This window comes from Pannonibacter phragmitetus (genome assembly GCF_050510895.1).
GTDB classification, from domain to species: Bacteria; Pseudomonadota; Alphaproteobacteria; order Rhizobiales; family Stappiaceae; genus Pannonibacter; species Pannonibacter phragmitetus_B.
This window is the reverse complement of the sequence record NZ_JBNINT010000001.1, coordinates 2550030-2564455: the sequence shown is the minus strand read 5'-3', so window position 1 is coordinate 2564455 and position 14426 is coordinate 2550030. Positions and strand designations below refer to the sequence as shown.

The window sequence follows — 14426 nt, the reverse complement described above, 5'->3', positions numbered from 1 at the left end:
GCCTGCGTCCTTTCAAGAGGCCCCCATGGATATGTCCCTTCTCACCGGCGAGACGCTGGGTCTCGTTGCCGCGCTCATTGCTTCCGGCGTGGTGGCCGGGCTCATGGCCGGGCTCTTCGGCATTGGCGGAGGGGCGGTGCTGGTACCGGTGCTCTATCAGTTTCTTGCCATTCTTGGCGTGGATGAATCCGTGCGTATGCATGTGGCGGTGGCGACTTCGCTCGGCATCATCGTACCGACGTCCTTGCGCTCGTTCTTCGCCCACAAGGCACGCGGCGCGGTGGATCTGGAGTTGCTGAAAAGCTGGCTCATCCCGCTGCCGCTCGGCGTTGTCGCAGCTTCTCTGGTGGCTGCGCATGTGTCGGGGCAGGGGCTGAAGGGCATCTTTGCGGTGATTGCCGTTGTCGTCAGCCTGCGCATGTTCTTCAACCGGGACAGCTGGCGCCTTGGAAACGACATTCCGGGCTTTCCCATCCGCCCGCTCTGCGGCGCTCTCATCGGTTTCTTTTCAACGCTGATGGGCATCGGCGGCGGCGTGATGAACAACACCTTCATGACGCTTTATGGCCGCCCGATCCATCAGGCCGTGGCAACATCGGCGGGCACGGGTGTGCTCATCTCCATTCCCGGCGTCATCGGTATGATCTGGGCGGGGTGGGGCGAACCGGCGCTGCCGCAGTTTTCGCTGGGATATGTGAACTTGCTGGGTGTTGCCGTCATCATGCCGCTCACCACCTTCGCCGCGCCCTTTGGCGTCAAACTGGCGCACCGCATGCCCAAGCGTGCGCTGGAGCTGGCCTTTGGCACCTTCCTGATGCTGGTCGCCATCCGCTTCGGCATCAGCCTGATGTGAGGACTTGGGCTCGCGGCACTGTCCTCACGGTTTCAGCATCAGCCGTTCGCCCTCCACCTGCCAGCCAGAGAGGCGGGAGAGGGCGCTCATGCCCAGTAGGCTGGTTTCAAGGCTTCCGGGGCGGGCGACGAAGCCGCGCACGTTGGACAGGGAAATGCTGCCGATGCTGACCTGCGCCAGATTGACTGGCGCCACCATGGTGCGGCCATTGGCGGTGGACACGGGCACGGAATAGGACAGGCTCGCCGGATCAATGCCCGAGGCCTCTGCATCGCGTGCCGTCAACACCACGGCCGAGGCGCCGGTATCGACAAGGAACCGGACCTTGTTGTCATTGACCAGCGCTTCCAGCTGAAAATGACCGGAGGCATCGCGCATCACCGCAACGGTGCCATCGGTCTGCGGCACTGTCATGCCCGGCGCCAGCGCCCCCAGAATGCGGTAGCCGCCGGCGACCAGCTCTGTCCGGTAGGTGTAGCCGCCCACGAGCACAAGGCCGAGCAGGCCCCATATCACGACCGCCCGCAGCACCTCACCCGCGCGCGGCGCCCCGAAGACAAGACTTGCCATCACCACGAAGCCAAGTGCTGAAAGGGCAACGATGCGTGGGGTTTCGGAGGTATCGGAAAAGGTCTCCTCAAGAGCCGGAAACTCGAAGAGATAGGTCAGCCCGGCCGCAATCATGAGAAGCACGATGACCGCCAGCGAAAGTCCATAGATCTGCCGCATGGGTGCTCCTGATCAAATGGCAGGGACAGGCGATGAACTGACGCCCATAGCGCTCATCCGCGCCCGCCTTGCCTCAAGCTCCGCCATCACCCTGCGGCGATGTTCGGGCGGAAATCCCGCCCAGCCGGCGATTTCTTCCAGCGTCCGGGCACAGCCTCTGCACAGCCCGCTCAACGGGTCCATAATGCAGATCTTCACGCAAGGGCTTTCAATGCCCGCCATCCGTCAATCCTGTTTCCTGCTACGGCCTTGGCCTAACGGCCTCCCGTGACGATCTCAACCGGCGTTGTCACCAAAGTCACAGGCAATGTCACGGCGATGTTGACCGTGCCAGTGACGAAGCTGCCAAGTGTCCGGCCCGTGCTGGCCAGTGCGCCGCCATCCCCATTGGGAACGTCCAGCTTGTTCTGGCCCAGAACGGCCGACAATTGTGGCGCGATGGCGGCGAGGGCGGCAAACTTGGAGTGATTGATCGCGTCCGGCCCCTTGAGATCCGTGAGATCAACGACAACCGCGCCAAGCTTGGCCAGCGCCGCCTCATCGTCATAGCCGCCGACGCGTGCCTTTCCGCCCGCGATCAACTGCGAGAAGCCAAGCGCCCTGTCATCACGTGACAACAGCAGGATCAGGGGCTTTTCAGCTTTCCGATGCGCTGCATCTGGTCCTTGAAGACATCAAGGTCAATGTCGGGTGCGGCCAGGACCACCTGATTGATGCGGCCCCGCTGCGCCGGTGTCATCTGACGCAAGGTCTCCATCAGAAGCCACGTTCCCATCGAATGGGCGAGGACGTTGATTTGTGTTGCTCCGCTGGCGGCAAGGTCTTCAAGCGTTGCCTGCAACTCGTCGCGGGCCACCGTGGCGCTGTTCAGGTCATAGACATACTCGGTGACATCCCCGCGCGAAGCCCAGGTGAAAAGCACTGGCACGCCTGGGAAGTCCGCATCATGCACCACCTGCGTGAAGCGGTAGAGCCCTTCGGCAAACAGCGTGTTGTAGCCGTGGATGAACAGCATCACCGAGCGCTGTTTCGGCGGGCGGGCAGCCAGTTCAGCCCTCAGTTCCTTCCGGAAGGCCGCTGCATCCTTGAGATAGCCGGCTGAACGGGGCACCATTTCCCGTGTTGGGTCTCCGGGAAGAACGGTAGGCCATTCGATGGCGCCGGAGACATGCGTGGCTGGCACGGAAATGACCGCTTGCGCAAAATCACGTCCGCTGCTGCGCTCTCCGTCAAACAGGGTGTTGGGCGTGTCCGTGCGGCTGCGCGTGGTGGCGATCAGTATCTTGTGGTCCTTCGCGCCTGGAGCAGGCTTGTCCGTGGGCACCAGCGCTCCAGAGACAGGGCGGCTTGCACAGGAACACAGCAAAAGTCCCGCAAGAGACATGCTGAAGCTACGGCGTGACATGAGCACCGGATTTGTCATCAGAAGGCTGTATCCCTTCAAGTCCAGGCCAGAAGCCCGCCAAGAAAAACGGTCAATGTGACCTGCTGAATAGCTCCTAACACGTCTCCAGTGACGCCGCCAATCGCCTTGAGCGCCAGTCTTGCTGTGAACATGGCACTATAAATCGCAAGACCAAGTCCGAGGATAAGACCGAATGCAGGTTGCACAATGAACAGGCAAAGAAAAACGGGTAGCGCAAACAGCCCGGCTTGAAGGGCAGCTTCGCCTCCCGGCACGCCGAAGCGCGCACCCAGCCCGTCCGGCCGGGCGGAGGGCAGGGCACTCCATTGCCAGAGCATCAGGGTCCGGCTCAGCATCTCCGCCGCTACCAGAACCAGCATGGCGGCAGGCACGCCTGCCCGCTCCAGCAGGGCTGCGGTCAGTGTGACGCGCAGGGTCAGGAACAGGATCAGCGCCATGGCACCAAAGGCGCCGATGCGGCTGTCCTTCATGATTTCAAGGCGCCGTTCTGGTGTGGCCCCGCCAAAAAACCGTCCGCCACATCCGCCAGTCCATCCTCATGCAGCGCACCGGTCACGGCGGCAGCCGTCATCACGGTCAGCGTGGCAATGGCAAGGGCGGGCAGGGACGTGAGAGAAAGCAACCCTAGAACCAGCGCCGGAATGAGCCCGATCATCGCCCCGGCCAGCGGCATGGCCCTCGCGGTCTTGCGAAAGTCAGGAACAGCCGCCGGGTTATCTAGGTTATTGACGGCAGGCAGCGGCAGGCGTGAAAAGAAGCGGATGCAGGCTGCCGTATCGGCGGCGAGTTGCCGCAGCCATCCGTTGTCCTCTGGCGTGCTTTCAGGCTCCTGCGGCTGGCCTTGCGGTGTCATGCGCCCTCGCTATCTGCCATGGCGGTTGTCTTTTGCCGGAGGAGCCTTATAGAACGGCAAACCTTTGGCGCCAATCGCTGCCCGCAAGTCCGGAGAACACCCCTCGTGTCCATGTCCCCGTCCGCTCTTCCTTTCGATGATATCCGCAACCTTGTGGCCGAAATGCCGGGGCCGGATGAAGCGGCGGTGGCAACCGTTCGCGCCCGCGACAGCCAGCTGACCAAACCGGCCGGTTCTCTCGGCCAGCTGGAAAGCATTGTCGAGTGGCTGGCCGCCTGGTCCGGCAAGCCGGTGCCGAAGATCACCCGTCCGCTGGTTGCCATCTTCGCCACCAATCACGGCGTCGCTGACAAGGGCGTTTCAGCCTATCCGCAGAGCGTGACGCGCCAGATGCTTGAGAACTTCGCGGCAGGCGGTGCGGCGATCAACCAGATCTGCGCGGCCTATGATCTGGGCCTGAAGATCTTTGATTTGGCCATCGACATGCCAACGCCCTCCATCACCGATGAAGACGCTCTCGACGAGCCGAACTGCGCCGCGACCATGGCCTATGGCATGGAAGCGATTGCAGGCGGCACGGATCTCCTGTGCCTTGGCGAGATGGGCATCGCCAACACCACTGTTGCCGCCGCCGTCTTCAACGGCCTGTTCGGCGGCACGGCGGCGAGACTGGGTTGGGCCGGGCACAGGCGTGGACGCAGCCGGGCTGGAGCGCAAGCGCACGGCTGTGGAAATGGCTGTGTCGCGCCTGGGTGCCGCCGCCAAGGATCCTCTGGAAGTCCTGCGCAAGGTTGGCGGGCGCGAGATTGCCGCGATGGCAGGCGCCATTCTGGCCGCCCGACTGCAGCGCACGCCGGTGATCGTGGACGGTTTCGTCTCCACGGCAGCGGCTGCGGTGCTTTACAAGATGGACCCGTCGACGCTTGACCACTGCCTCTTCGGCCATGTGTCGGCAGAACCGGCACACCGCCGGGCGCTGGAGGCCATGGGCAAGACGGCGCTGCTGGATCTCGGAATGCGTCTGGGTGAGGGGACGGGCGCGGCGATGGCCGCAGGCATCGTCAAGGCTGCTGCGCAGGTTCATGCGGACATGGCGACATTCGGCAGCGCCGGCGTTTCGCAGAAGGACTGAGCGCCCGCTCTGATCAGGACGCCCGGCGGCGCAGATTGGGCCGCCGGACCGGCAGCGTGTAGATGTCATCGAACAGCTGCGGCATGGCGGGAAGCACGCGGGCGGAGGGCAGCGTCACGCGCACTTCCGTCCCTTCGCGCAGGCGGGACTTCAGCTCGAATGTTCCGCCGTGCTGGTTGACCAGCGCCTGGACGATGGACAGGCCAAGGCCGGTTCCCGGCTCTGCGCTCTTGATCGCCATCGAGCCCTGACCGAAGGCCTGAAGGACGATCGGAATTTCTTCTTCCGGAATACCGGGGCCATTGTCCTTGATGGAAACATACTGGCCGCCGTCGCTTGTCGAGCCGATGCGGATGAGAACCTCGCCATTGGACGGTGTGAACTTCACGGCATTGGACAGGAGATTGAGGATCACCTGACGCAGCGCGCGCTCGTCGGCCCAAAGGCGCGCAAGGCCTTCCTCGTGGCTCTCCCGGATGGCAATCCCCTTGGCCCTTGCGCGAACCTGCATCATGCTCTGGCAGTCTTCCACCACATCCTGCAGGGAAACGGCCTCCTCATTCAGCTCATATTTGCCCGCCTCGATGCGCGACAGGTCGAGGATCTCATTGATGAGGTTCAGCAAGTGCTGGCCGGAGCCGTGAATGTCGGAGGCATAGCCCCGGTAGATCTTGTTATTCATCGGCCCCATCACCTCATCCTTCATGATTTCGGAGAAACCGAGGATGGCGTTGAGGGGCGTGCGCAGCTCATGGCTCATGGTGGCGAGGAAGCGGGATTTGGCAAGGTTTGCCTCTTCGGCGCGGCGGCGCGATTCATCGGACACCGCATTGGCCTGTTCCAGCTCGGCGATCAGATGATCCTTCTCGGCCCGGAAGGCCAGCATGGCACGCGAGGAATTCAGCAGCTGGTTGCCCAGCACCAGGAAGAAGCCCTGCGCGCCTACAGCCATGGCAGCCATCGCATAATGCAGCGGCGCATGGCGCTGCAGCAGGGCAAGCGACATGGCCAGCGTCACCGGCAGGGTGCTGGCCAGAAGCGCATGGGGCAGGGTGGAGGACTGCATGGTCGCCATGGCAATGACGATCAGCATGATTGAAAACTGGAAGATTTCAATGCCTTCCGCCGTGCCGTTGGATGCGGGCAGCAGGAAGAAGGCTCCCCAGCACAGGCCATAGAGGAAGTCGCCGACCGCAAAACGCCGCCGCCAGGGGCTGGTCTGGCGCTCTTCCTGCGTCATACGCTCGAAACGCCGGCAGGTGGAAACGGTCAGAACCCAGATGCTCACCGTGAACATGAGCCAGCAGGCCACCAGAACCGGCGAAATCCACATGAGAGATACGGCGGCCACAATGACGAGGAACATGGGCCCTGCGAAGGCGGCGCTGACACGCGCCCTTGCAAACAGCAGCAGCAGCTCGGTGTTGAAATCAGGTGGAATACCTTCCTTCGCCGACAGGCGGTCGCGGACCTGGCTGACTGTGCGCGCAACCTCACGGCGGCGCTGGGCACGCTCGCGGTTGATCGCTGTCTTTGGGTCGCCCCTGCCGGGGAAGTCTGGGACATTGCGGTTCTGGCCCTGGGTGGCCATCCTCCTCACGTGGTTTCCTGACACTTGACACAACTGTGCCTCTTTCTGTGTTTTGGATCAGCAACCCTTAAGAAGCGGCTCAAGGACTTGGTTAAAAAAGACAAAACAGCGGCAGACAGTGATTCGGAAAAGGCAGCTGGCATCGTGGCTTCGCCGGGGCTCGCTCTGTTGGCCCAGCGGGTGTCGCTATGCCGGGTATGTCTCGAAACACCCCGCGGCAGGCCTCTTCCGCACGAGCCGCGCCCGGTCGCCCGCTTGTCAGAGACCGCAAGGCTCTGCATCGCGGGGCAGGCGCCCGGCACCCGCGTGCATGCGTCTGGCACACCTTTCACGGATCCTTCGGGCGATCGTCTGCGTAACTGGCTCGGTATTGGTGATGACGATTTCTACGATGTGTCACGCGTTGCGATCGTGCCGATGGGCCTTTGTTTTCCTGGTCTTGACGACAAAGGTGGTGATCTGCCACCGCGCCCGGAGTGCCGTGCCACCTGGCATGACGGCCTCTTTGCAGCGATGCCTCAACTGAAGCTGGTGCTCGTCATCGGACGCTATGCGCAGGCCTATCATCTGCCGCATCTCAAGGGTGCCGGACTGACGGAGATTGTCGGCAACTGGCGCTCCATCCTGGCAGATAGCGAGGGGCGGGCTGGCCCGGCCTACCTGCCGCTCCCCCATCCCTCCTGGCGCAACAACACCTGGCTGCGCCGCAATCCCTGGTTCGAGAAAGAGCTGGTCCCGGAACTGCGCCGCCGGGTGGTGCAACTGCTTCAGTCTTGAGGCAGACGTGCTGAGTTGAGGAAAATTGTTCCCCGATATGTCATAATTTCAGTGCCAGGGTCCGTTCAGTCTTCCATTTGCCACTTGCCAAGGAAACAAAAATCCATTCTCTCAAGAGAGGTAGCGGGATTGTGTCCGGCTGCCGCTGTCCCATATCTGGAACCTGAACATGATTGACCGTATCGACCGGCGTATTCTGTCCATCCTGCAGGAGGATTGCACTGTTCCTGTTGCCGAGATCGGCCGCCGGGTCGGTCTGTCCACCACGCCTTGCTGGCGCCGCATCCAGAAGCTGGAGGAAGACGGCGTGATCACGGGCCGCGTCGCCCTGCTCGATCCGGAGAAGGTCAATGTCAAGGTGACAGCCTTTGTCGCCATCACCACCAACCAGCATACGGAAGACTGGCTGCGCAAGTTTGCTGATGTGATCAAGGAACTGCCGGAGGTGGTGGAGTTCTACCGCATGGCCGGTCAGGTGGACTATCTGCTGCGCGTCACCGTGCCGGATATCGCCGCCTATGATGCGTTCTACAAGAAGCTGATCTCGAAGATCGACATCACCGATGTGTCGACCACCTTCGCCATGGAACAGATCAAGTGCACGACGGAACTGCCGTTGAGCTACATCCCTGTTGAGAAGACCCGTTCGGAAAACCAGGGGTGAAGTGTTGAGGCCAAGACGTGCCGGGAGCTGTCCTTTCGGAAGCTGCCGGCCGCCTCAATACTCTTTTTCGTAAAAGATACCGGCCTTTGACGAGCCGTCAGCCCCCACTTCACCGCGAGCCTTGAGATTGCGGTTGATGTCGATATCTACCTTAACCCGGCTGGAACTGGCTGACGTTCCCTGTTCAACGCCCAGATAGATGTTTTCGTTGATGTAGCGTCCGGCCGAGAGTGAAGGTCCATCCGCGCCGCCAAGGTTTACATCCACCGCATCCAGCCCGAGAGATTTGCGCAGCTGTGACAGCGGTCCTGTGTCACTGCCACCAGTTAGCGAAGTCACAGCAGCGGCCAGCTGGGCGATCTGCGTCGGCGACAGGTTGGTCACCGACCGGTCGAAAAGCAACTGCGCCAGAATTTCGTCCTGTGGCAGGGCAGGGCTTGAGGTGAGGTCGATCACCGGGTCCGCTGCACTGCCGGTCACCGTCACGTTGACCGATGTCGAGCTGGCTGACGTCGCCGCCAGGAAGTCCAGATTCGGCGTCAGCGAGCCTGTGAAACCGATGGAGCCGCGCGAGAAGGTTAGCCGCCGTGTCAGGATGTCGAGCAGGCCACGGCGCAGCGTGAAGCCGCCAAGGGCCTGTGGATTGGCTGTGGTGCCTGTCAGCCTCAGGGTGCCGCCCAGCTCCGCATCGACGCCCCGGCCGCGCACGAACACGCGGGAGGGCGCTGACAGTGTGATGTCCAGCCCGATCGGGGCCGAGGCGGAGCTTTGCTGCCCTCCACTGCTGCCGTCTTCCGCCTGCAGCTCTGCAATCTGTGCCCGCACCGGCTTGGGTGCATTGACATGCCGCACTGCCAGGGGCGAAAGGGCACCAGGCAGGCTTTGCGGAATGTTGATGTTGGCGGTGCTGATGTTGACGGTACCACTCAACTGTCCGCCCGTGCCGGTCCCAGCCAGAGGGCCGGAGAGCCTGAGGTCCGCATTCAGATCTGCCGTCACCACACGCCCGTCGCTGTAGCGTGCGTTGACTGCCTGAATTGCCAGGTCCGCCGGGAGCCCCTCACCAAGTCCAACCGTGCCATTGGCCGAGACCCGGCCGCCCGCCGAAATCGCGGCGTTGAGGTTGGAGATGGTAATCTGCTCACGGGTGACACCGATGGCCCCGGCAAAATCGCGCAAGGTGAGGCCGGTGGCGAGCTCCGTCAGCTCCAACCCTTGCGGCTGCATCTGAACATTGACCGCCGGATTGGTGAGCGGTCCACTGATCCTGCCGCTGACCGCAAGCGTCCCCGCGCCCCGGTATCCCATTTCCGTCAGGCGCACGCGGGCAAGCCCCAGCGGCACCGAACCGTTGACGCCGATATCCAGCGAGCCTGCCCCTGCCAGATTGACCGGGCCTTCCGCCGTCAGCGCCAGTCCGTCCGCGCCGGTGATGCGGGTGGTTTGGGTGAGCTGGTTGCCAGCATAGGAACCGGTACTGTCCAGTCCGAGCGCAGCGATGCCGTTCTGTGCCAGCAAGGATGCGGACAGTCCCCGTCCGGAGAGGTTCCACGACGCTTGCGGCGCGGAGGCCGCTCCCGTGACCGTGGCTGTACCGCTTAGCGTGCCGCCAAGGCCGTAGCCGGGCGCAAAGGCATTGCCAAGTGCCACAGGCACATCGGCCAGCGCGACCTTGATATCGAGCCTGTCTCCCGCTGTGCCTGAGATGTCCAGCCTGCCGCTGCCGAGCGCCAGCCGTAACGGCTCGATGCGGGCCACTGCTCCCTCGTAGGTCAGCCGGGCTGGCCGGGCGAGGGTTGTTTGAAGGCCGCTGTAGCTGCCCTGAAGGCGTTTCAGCGCCAGATCAAAACCGGCCGCTGTCGCCGTCAGGCTACCTGCGGCCGACACGCCATCGGCCCCTTGAAGACGGGTGTCCAGGGTAAAGGCGGTTCGCGTGCCATCGCTTTCAGCCGAAAGCGTCAGGCTCTCGGCAATTGTGGCCCCGGTCATGATCTGGCGGGCCTCCAGCTTGCCGCGCGCCTGGGGCACACTGAGGAGATCGAAGACTTCGCCATTAATGGACAGGCTGCCAACGCGGTTGTCCTGATAGGCCACATTGCGCCCGCTGGCCGTCAGGCTGACCTGTGGGCCGCTCTGATTGGCGGAAATGCGTGCCGTCGCATCCAGCGTCCCGGCGACGGGCGTCAACAGCAGTGGCGACAGATCCTCAAGCGCAGCGCCCTTGAAGACTAGCTCGCCTGTCAGGGTTTCGAGGGCCCGGTTCAGGTTGGCAACGCTCAAGGCGCCATTGAGTTCGTTGCGCCCGGCGACAAAGGAGATGTTGCGGACCTCGGCTGCGCCTTGCGAGGAGCTGACATCGGCCCGGGCGGTCAGCGGCGCGCCGTTGAGGCTGCCGCTCAGGCGCAGGGAGCCTGCCGGGGCCGCTGCATCGGCCTTGCCGTCCAGTTCGAAAGTCAGATCTGTCAGGGGCGTGCCTGCAAGCGTCATCCGCGCTGATTTGGCGCTCAGGTTCACGTCGGGGCCCGACAAGGGGCCATTCGCCCTCAAAGTTGCTTCCAGTGCACCCGTGAGGCGCGGGTCGATGTCTTCCGCCCGCGTCAGCTCCGCCTTCACCTCGCCGTCGACAGTAGGGGTCTCGCCGCCTGTCCCGAGCTTTCCGCTGCCTTCCAGCTTCAGCGCAGGGGTTCCAAGTGCGACACGGCGGAGGGCAATTTCCCCGCTGCTGCTGACGCCAGCTTCCAGCTGTCCTTCCAGCGCCCCCGACAGCAATCTGTCCACCTGCTCAAGGCCAATGGCCACATTCGTTCCGGCGATCGAGGCGCGGATAGAACCTGCCTGCTGGGATGGATTGCCCTCCACCACCATGTTCATCGCCAGTGCGCCGGATGTGGCAAGACCGGTCATGCCCGAGAACCGGGAAAGGTCAGCAAGGGTAAGCTCTGCGGCAAGCCGGGCGTTCGACTGGGCGATCACGCCGTCTTGCAGACGAACCTGTACGCCCGGAGCGCTCAGGGTGCCGCGGCCAATTGACACTTGCTTCTGGTTGCCCAGAAACTGTCCGACGACTTCCAGTGTGGAGTCGCCCGCCAGGCTGGAGAGACTGGCTTCCGCAGGTTGCAGCCCGCCCAGAGTGAGCCGGGCAGAGAAGGGAAGGCGGAACGCGTTTTGGAGTTCGGCGCCAATACCTGTGGCTGAGAGTTGCAGCCGCTCCAGTGCGCCTTGCGGTGACGAGAGACGGTCTCCCTGCAGATTGAGGTTCCAGTCTGCCTTGGTCAGGGACCCTGAAATATTGCCCGTCAGCGACAGGGCCTGCATGATGTAGCGCTGGCCGTCAGCTTCAAGAGCCAGAAGCGCATCCCCGCCTGCGGCAATCCGTGCATCCGTTTTGGCGGATAGGGCACCTGACACAGGGTCCAGACTGCCGCTGGCATTGGCCTGCAGGGTACGGGTGGTCACGGCAAGGGAGGCCGATAGGGGCTGGTAGTCCTGCGACATGATAAGGCTGAGATCAGCCTGCGTGTCGCCTGCTGCCAGTGCCGAGGCTGCCGGTGGAACCAGGGGCTCCAACTGGCCGGTCAAAGCCAGCTTCAGCTCTCTGCCGGTATCTGTGCGAGCCAGCTGTGCAGCCCCGGTGACGGTTCGCCGTCCATCCAGTGCAATGGCCAGGTTGGCTGCCCAGTTGTCCAACGGCCCGGAGCCGTCAAGGTTGAGGTCAACCGCTGGAAGGCCCTCGATCCCGGCAAGCCGGGCGACAAGCCCTCCGCGCGGCTCGCTCGCCTTGAGAGACAAGGTGAGGGCGCTGGACTGGGAGACATAGGCAAGCTGGCCCGAAATTGCACCGCGTATGCCGTCGATCCGCTCGATGTTCAGCGTTGCATTGATGGAATCAGCAGCCCCTGAGGCCGACGCCTGTCCCTTGACGGAGAAGCGCATCGGGGCGCCTGCGACGTCTTCACCGAGGTCTGCTTCGACGATGTTGAGACGGCCAAGCGTGATCCTGCGCAATGGAGGCTTGAAGCCACCTTGCTGCTCATCGCTTACGGTCTCGGGCAGGGCAGGGCGGCGCGGCAGGGCAACGCGTTGCGCAGTCACACTATCGATGTTCAGCGAAAGCCCGAACAGGGACAGCGGACTCCAGACGATGCTGAGATTTTCAATTTCGCCATAGGTGCCAACGGGATCTGTAAGTTCCAGCCTATCGAGCCCGACGCTGCCGTTCCAGCCGATGGTAAGGCCGGAAAGCCGCGCACCACCTTCTGGCGTATCCAGAAAACGGTTGGCCAGCCGCTCGGCCGCGGCCTCGCCAAGGGGCGTCGGCAGCAATGCCAGCGCAAGGCCGGTCAGTGCCGTCGTCGTCAGGGCAGCAATGCCAAGCCCCTTCAGGATGCGTCGTGTTGCGGTCATGGGCCTTTAGAATGCCTGGCTAAGTCCAAGATAGATGCCGAACTTCGGATCATCTTTTTCCGGCGAAAGTGGGACTGCCACATCCAGCCGTAACGGGCCGATCGGGGTGAAATAGCGGATGCCGCCGCCCACGCCAATCTTGAACGGGCGGGAGAGATCTGGCGCTATGGCGCTGTATGCATTGCCGGCATCGACAAAGCCAACCACGCCAAAGCTCTCCGTGATGCGAACGCGCACCTCGCCCGAGAGTTCCAGCAGGCTGCGTCCGCCGGTCACCTGGCCATTCCGGCGCGGACCGGTGTTACGGTAGGCATAGCCGCGGATTGATCCGCCGCCGCCAGCAAAGAACCGCCTGCTTGCCGGCACATCATCGACGCCGGGCGCCACAATGCTGCCTGCCGCCACACGCCCGGCAAGGATGAACCGTTTGGCCTCATCCAGCGCGGCATAGGTGGAGAACGAGCCTTTCATGAACATCATGCCGTTGCCATTGCGGATGTCATAGGCGGGTTCTGCAAAGGCGACGGCAAGTACCCCGCGCGAAGGATTGAACACATCATCGCGGGTGTCATAGGTCAGTTCTGCAGGGATGCCGGCGAGAAGGTATGTGCGGTTACCAAAGGCATCCGTCTCGTCAATGAAGCTGACTTGCGTCCCCACCCGGCCAGACAATTGGTCGGAGAAAGTGCGCTTCAGATAGGCATCGCCTGAAACTGACCGGCTTGTGTAGGCTTCGGGTGTTTCCTGCTTGGCGCTGATGCTCGTTGAGAAGCTCGTCAGCGGTCCGAAGACGCCCGGTTTCTCGAAGGCGATCCGTGCCGCATATTCCATGTCCTTTGCCGACTGGTTGCCAAGCCGCCCGACGGAGCCTTCAACGCTCAGAAGCTCGCCCTTGCCAAACAGGTTGCGGCGCCGCCAGTAGGCCTCGGCACCGCCGCCTTCGGAGCTGGACCATGTGGCACCTGCGCCAAGAACATGGCGCTTGCGCTCGGCGACCTGAATGGTGATGGGCATCCTGCCATCGGCTTGGTCAACCTCGCCCTCGGCCATGCTGACTGTTGCGAAGATGCCGAGATCATTCAGCCGCTTCTGTGCCTTGGCCAGGATCTCAGGATCGTAGCGTGCGCCCTCGGGGATATCGGCCATTTCCGCAACAAACGCTGCATCGGTGACCTTTGTCCCCTCCACTGTCACCATGCCGAAGGCGGCCTCCGGTCCGGCATCGGCCGTCAGCTCCACGTCCAGCCTTTCCGTGGCATGGTCTGCGGTGATGTCGCGCTTCGCAATCCGGGCCTTGGGATAGCCATTCTGGCGTAGCGCGTTCACGATCTGCCGTTCGGCGGCAACGATTTTTGCAGAGTTGGCGGTTTCCCCAGGCACGAGGCCCCAGTTCTGGGGGCTATTGGGAACACCGGGCGCACCGGTGGAAACCTTGAGGTCACCAAAGGTGAATACCGGTCCTGCGGTAACGTCAACCGACACCTGCACAGGGCGCGGACCTGGAATTTCCCCCGCTCCAGCACACTCCGCAGAGCCTGCCCGCCAAGCGAAATATTGACCGTGCCGCCGTAAAAGCCTTGCAGATAGAGCTGAGCCACCAGCCTGTCGAAATCATTGAGGGCGCGAGCGATCAGGCCATCGCTGCCGGATGGCGGTGAGCTGCTTTCGGATATCAGGACGGAGGCTGCCTCCAGCTGTTCCTTGAGGTCATCGGAACCGCCAGAGAGTGTCAGCACCACCTCGTAGGGCATGGCATCGGGTGCAGCGGTTTCGCTGCTGCCCCACAGGCGCACGCCAAAAAGTTCAAATGCGGCAGCAGAATAGGTCAGTGGGGATGCGGACAGCACAAGAGCCACGGCAAGGCATGCGGCCGGCAGCCGGAGTTTGCGCGGCAACCTCACCTGGCAAACGGCCTGCACGGCGGCGGTGCGCCGGAACCGGAAATTCCCGCCGGGCCTGTCTTCTGACGGAAGACGCATCAACTTGCTACCGTCCCA

At 62.9% G+C, this 14426-nt stretch carries 9 protein-coding genes and 3 pseudogenes; 4 read left to right on the top strand and 8 right to left on the bottom strand.

All coding sequences use genetic code 11. The annotated features are described in order from the left end of the window. Nucleotides 1–31 precede the first annotated feature (31 nt). On the top strand, nucleotides 32–853 hold the full coding sequence (locus ACQB61_RS12110) for a sulfite exporter TauE/SafE family protein (RefSeq protein ID WP_430514361.1): 822 nt from the start codon (nucleotides 32–34) through the stop codon (nucleotides 851–853). A 24-nt stretch (nucleotides 854–877) separates the two neighbouring features. Here ACQB61_RS12110 and ACQB61_RS12105 read toward each other — a convergent pair whose 3' ends face one another. From ACQB61_RS12105 to cobS, 4 genes and pseudogenes are all read right to left on the bottom strand, one after another. Further along, nucleotides 878–1582, bottom strand: a complete 705-nt coding sequence (locus ACQB61_RS12105; RefSeq protein ID WP_430512808.1) for a retropepsin-like aspartic protease family protein — start codon at nucleotides 1580–1582, stop codon at nucleotides 878–880. Nucleotides 1583–1594: 12 nt separating this feature from the next. Next, nucleotides 1595–1804, bottom strand: a complete 210-nt coding sequence (locus ACQB61_RS12100; RefSeq protein ID WP_430512807.1) for a DUF1289 domain-containing protein — start codon at nucleotides 1802–1804, stop codon at nucleotides 1595–1597. Nucleotides 1805–1836: 32 nt separating this feature from the next. Further along, nucleotides 1837–2696, bottom strand: a pseudogene (locus tag ACQB61_RS12095) (alpha/beta hydrolase). A gap of 326 nt (nucleotides 2697–3022) precedes the next feature. Then, a pseudogene (gene cobS / locus ACQB61_RS12090) lies at nucleotides 3023–3861 on the bottom strand (adenosylcobinamide-GDP ribazoletransferase). 111 nt (nucleotides 3862–3972) lie between these two features. Here cobS and cobT point away from each other — a divergent pair. After that, nucleotides 3973–4993, top strand: a pseudogene (gene cobT / locus ACQB61_RS12085) (nicotinate-nucleotide--dimethylbenzimidazole phosphoribosyltransferase). A gap of 13 nt (nucleotides 4994–5006) precedes the next feature. On the opposite strand, the gene ACQB61_RS12080 reads toward cobT, so the two are convergent. Then, the gene (locus ACQB61_RS12080; protein WP_430512806.1) at nucleotides 5007–6584 is read right to left on the bottom strand and encodes a sensor histidine kinase; all 1578 of its coding nucleotides are present in this window, start codon (nucleotides 6582–6584) and stop codon (nucleotides 5007–5009) included. Between the two features lie 144 nt (nucleotides 6585–6728). Between ACQB61_RS12080 and ACQB61_RS12075 the strand changes: the two genes are divergently transcribed. Both ACQB61_RS12075 and ACQB61_RS12070 read left to right on the top strand, forming a co-directional pair. Further along, complete coding sequence (locus ACQB61_RS12075) at nucleotides 6729–7361, top strand: uracil-DNA glycosylase family protein (protein WP_430512805.1); 633 nt, start codon at nucleotides 6729–6731, stop codon at nucleotides 7359–7361. Between the two features lie 169 nt (nucleotides 7362–7530). After that, complete coding sequence (locus ACQB61_RS12070) at nucleotides 7531–8025, top strand: Lrp/AsnC family transcriptional regulator (protein WP_430512804.1); 495 nt, start codon at nucleotides 7531–7533, stop codon at nucleotides 8023–8025. Between the two features lie 54 nt (nucleotides 8026–8079). Here ACQB61_RS12070 and ACQB61_RS12065 read toward each other — a convergent pair whose 3' ends face one another. From ACQB61_RS12065 to ACQB61_RS12055, 3 genes are read right to left on the bottom strand one after another with little or no spacing between them, the layout of a single operon-like run. Then, on the bottom strand, nucleotides 8080–12429 hold the full coding sequence (locus ACQB61_RS12065; protein WP_430512803.1) for a translocation/assembly module TamB domain-containing protein: 4350 nt from the start codon (nucleotides 12427–12429) through the stop codon (nucleotides 8080–8082). A gap of 6 nt (nucleotides 12430–12435) precedes the next feature. Continuing rightward, nucleotides 12436–13809, bottom strand: coding sequence for an autotransporter assembly complex protein TamA (locus tag ACQB61_RS12060; protein WP_430512802.1), 1374 nt, complete (start codon nucleotides 13807–13809; stop codon nucleotides 12436–12438). Next, nucleotides 13752–14285, bottom strand: a complete 534-nt coding sequence (locus ACQB61_RS12055; protein WP_430512801.1) for a hypothetical protein — start codon at nucleotides 14283–14285, stop codon at nucleotides 13752–13754. The genes ACQB61_RS12060 and ACQB61_RS12055 overlap by 58 nt, the downstream gene beginning before the upstream one ends. Nucleotides 14286–14426: the final 141 nt, after the last annotated feature.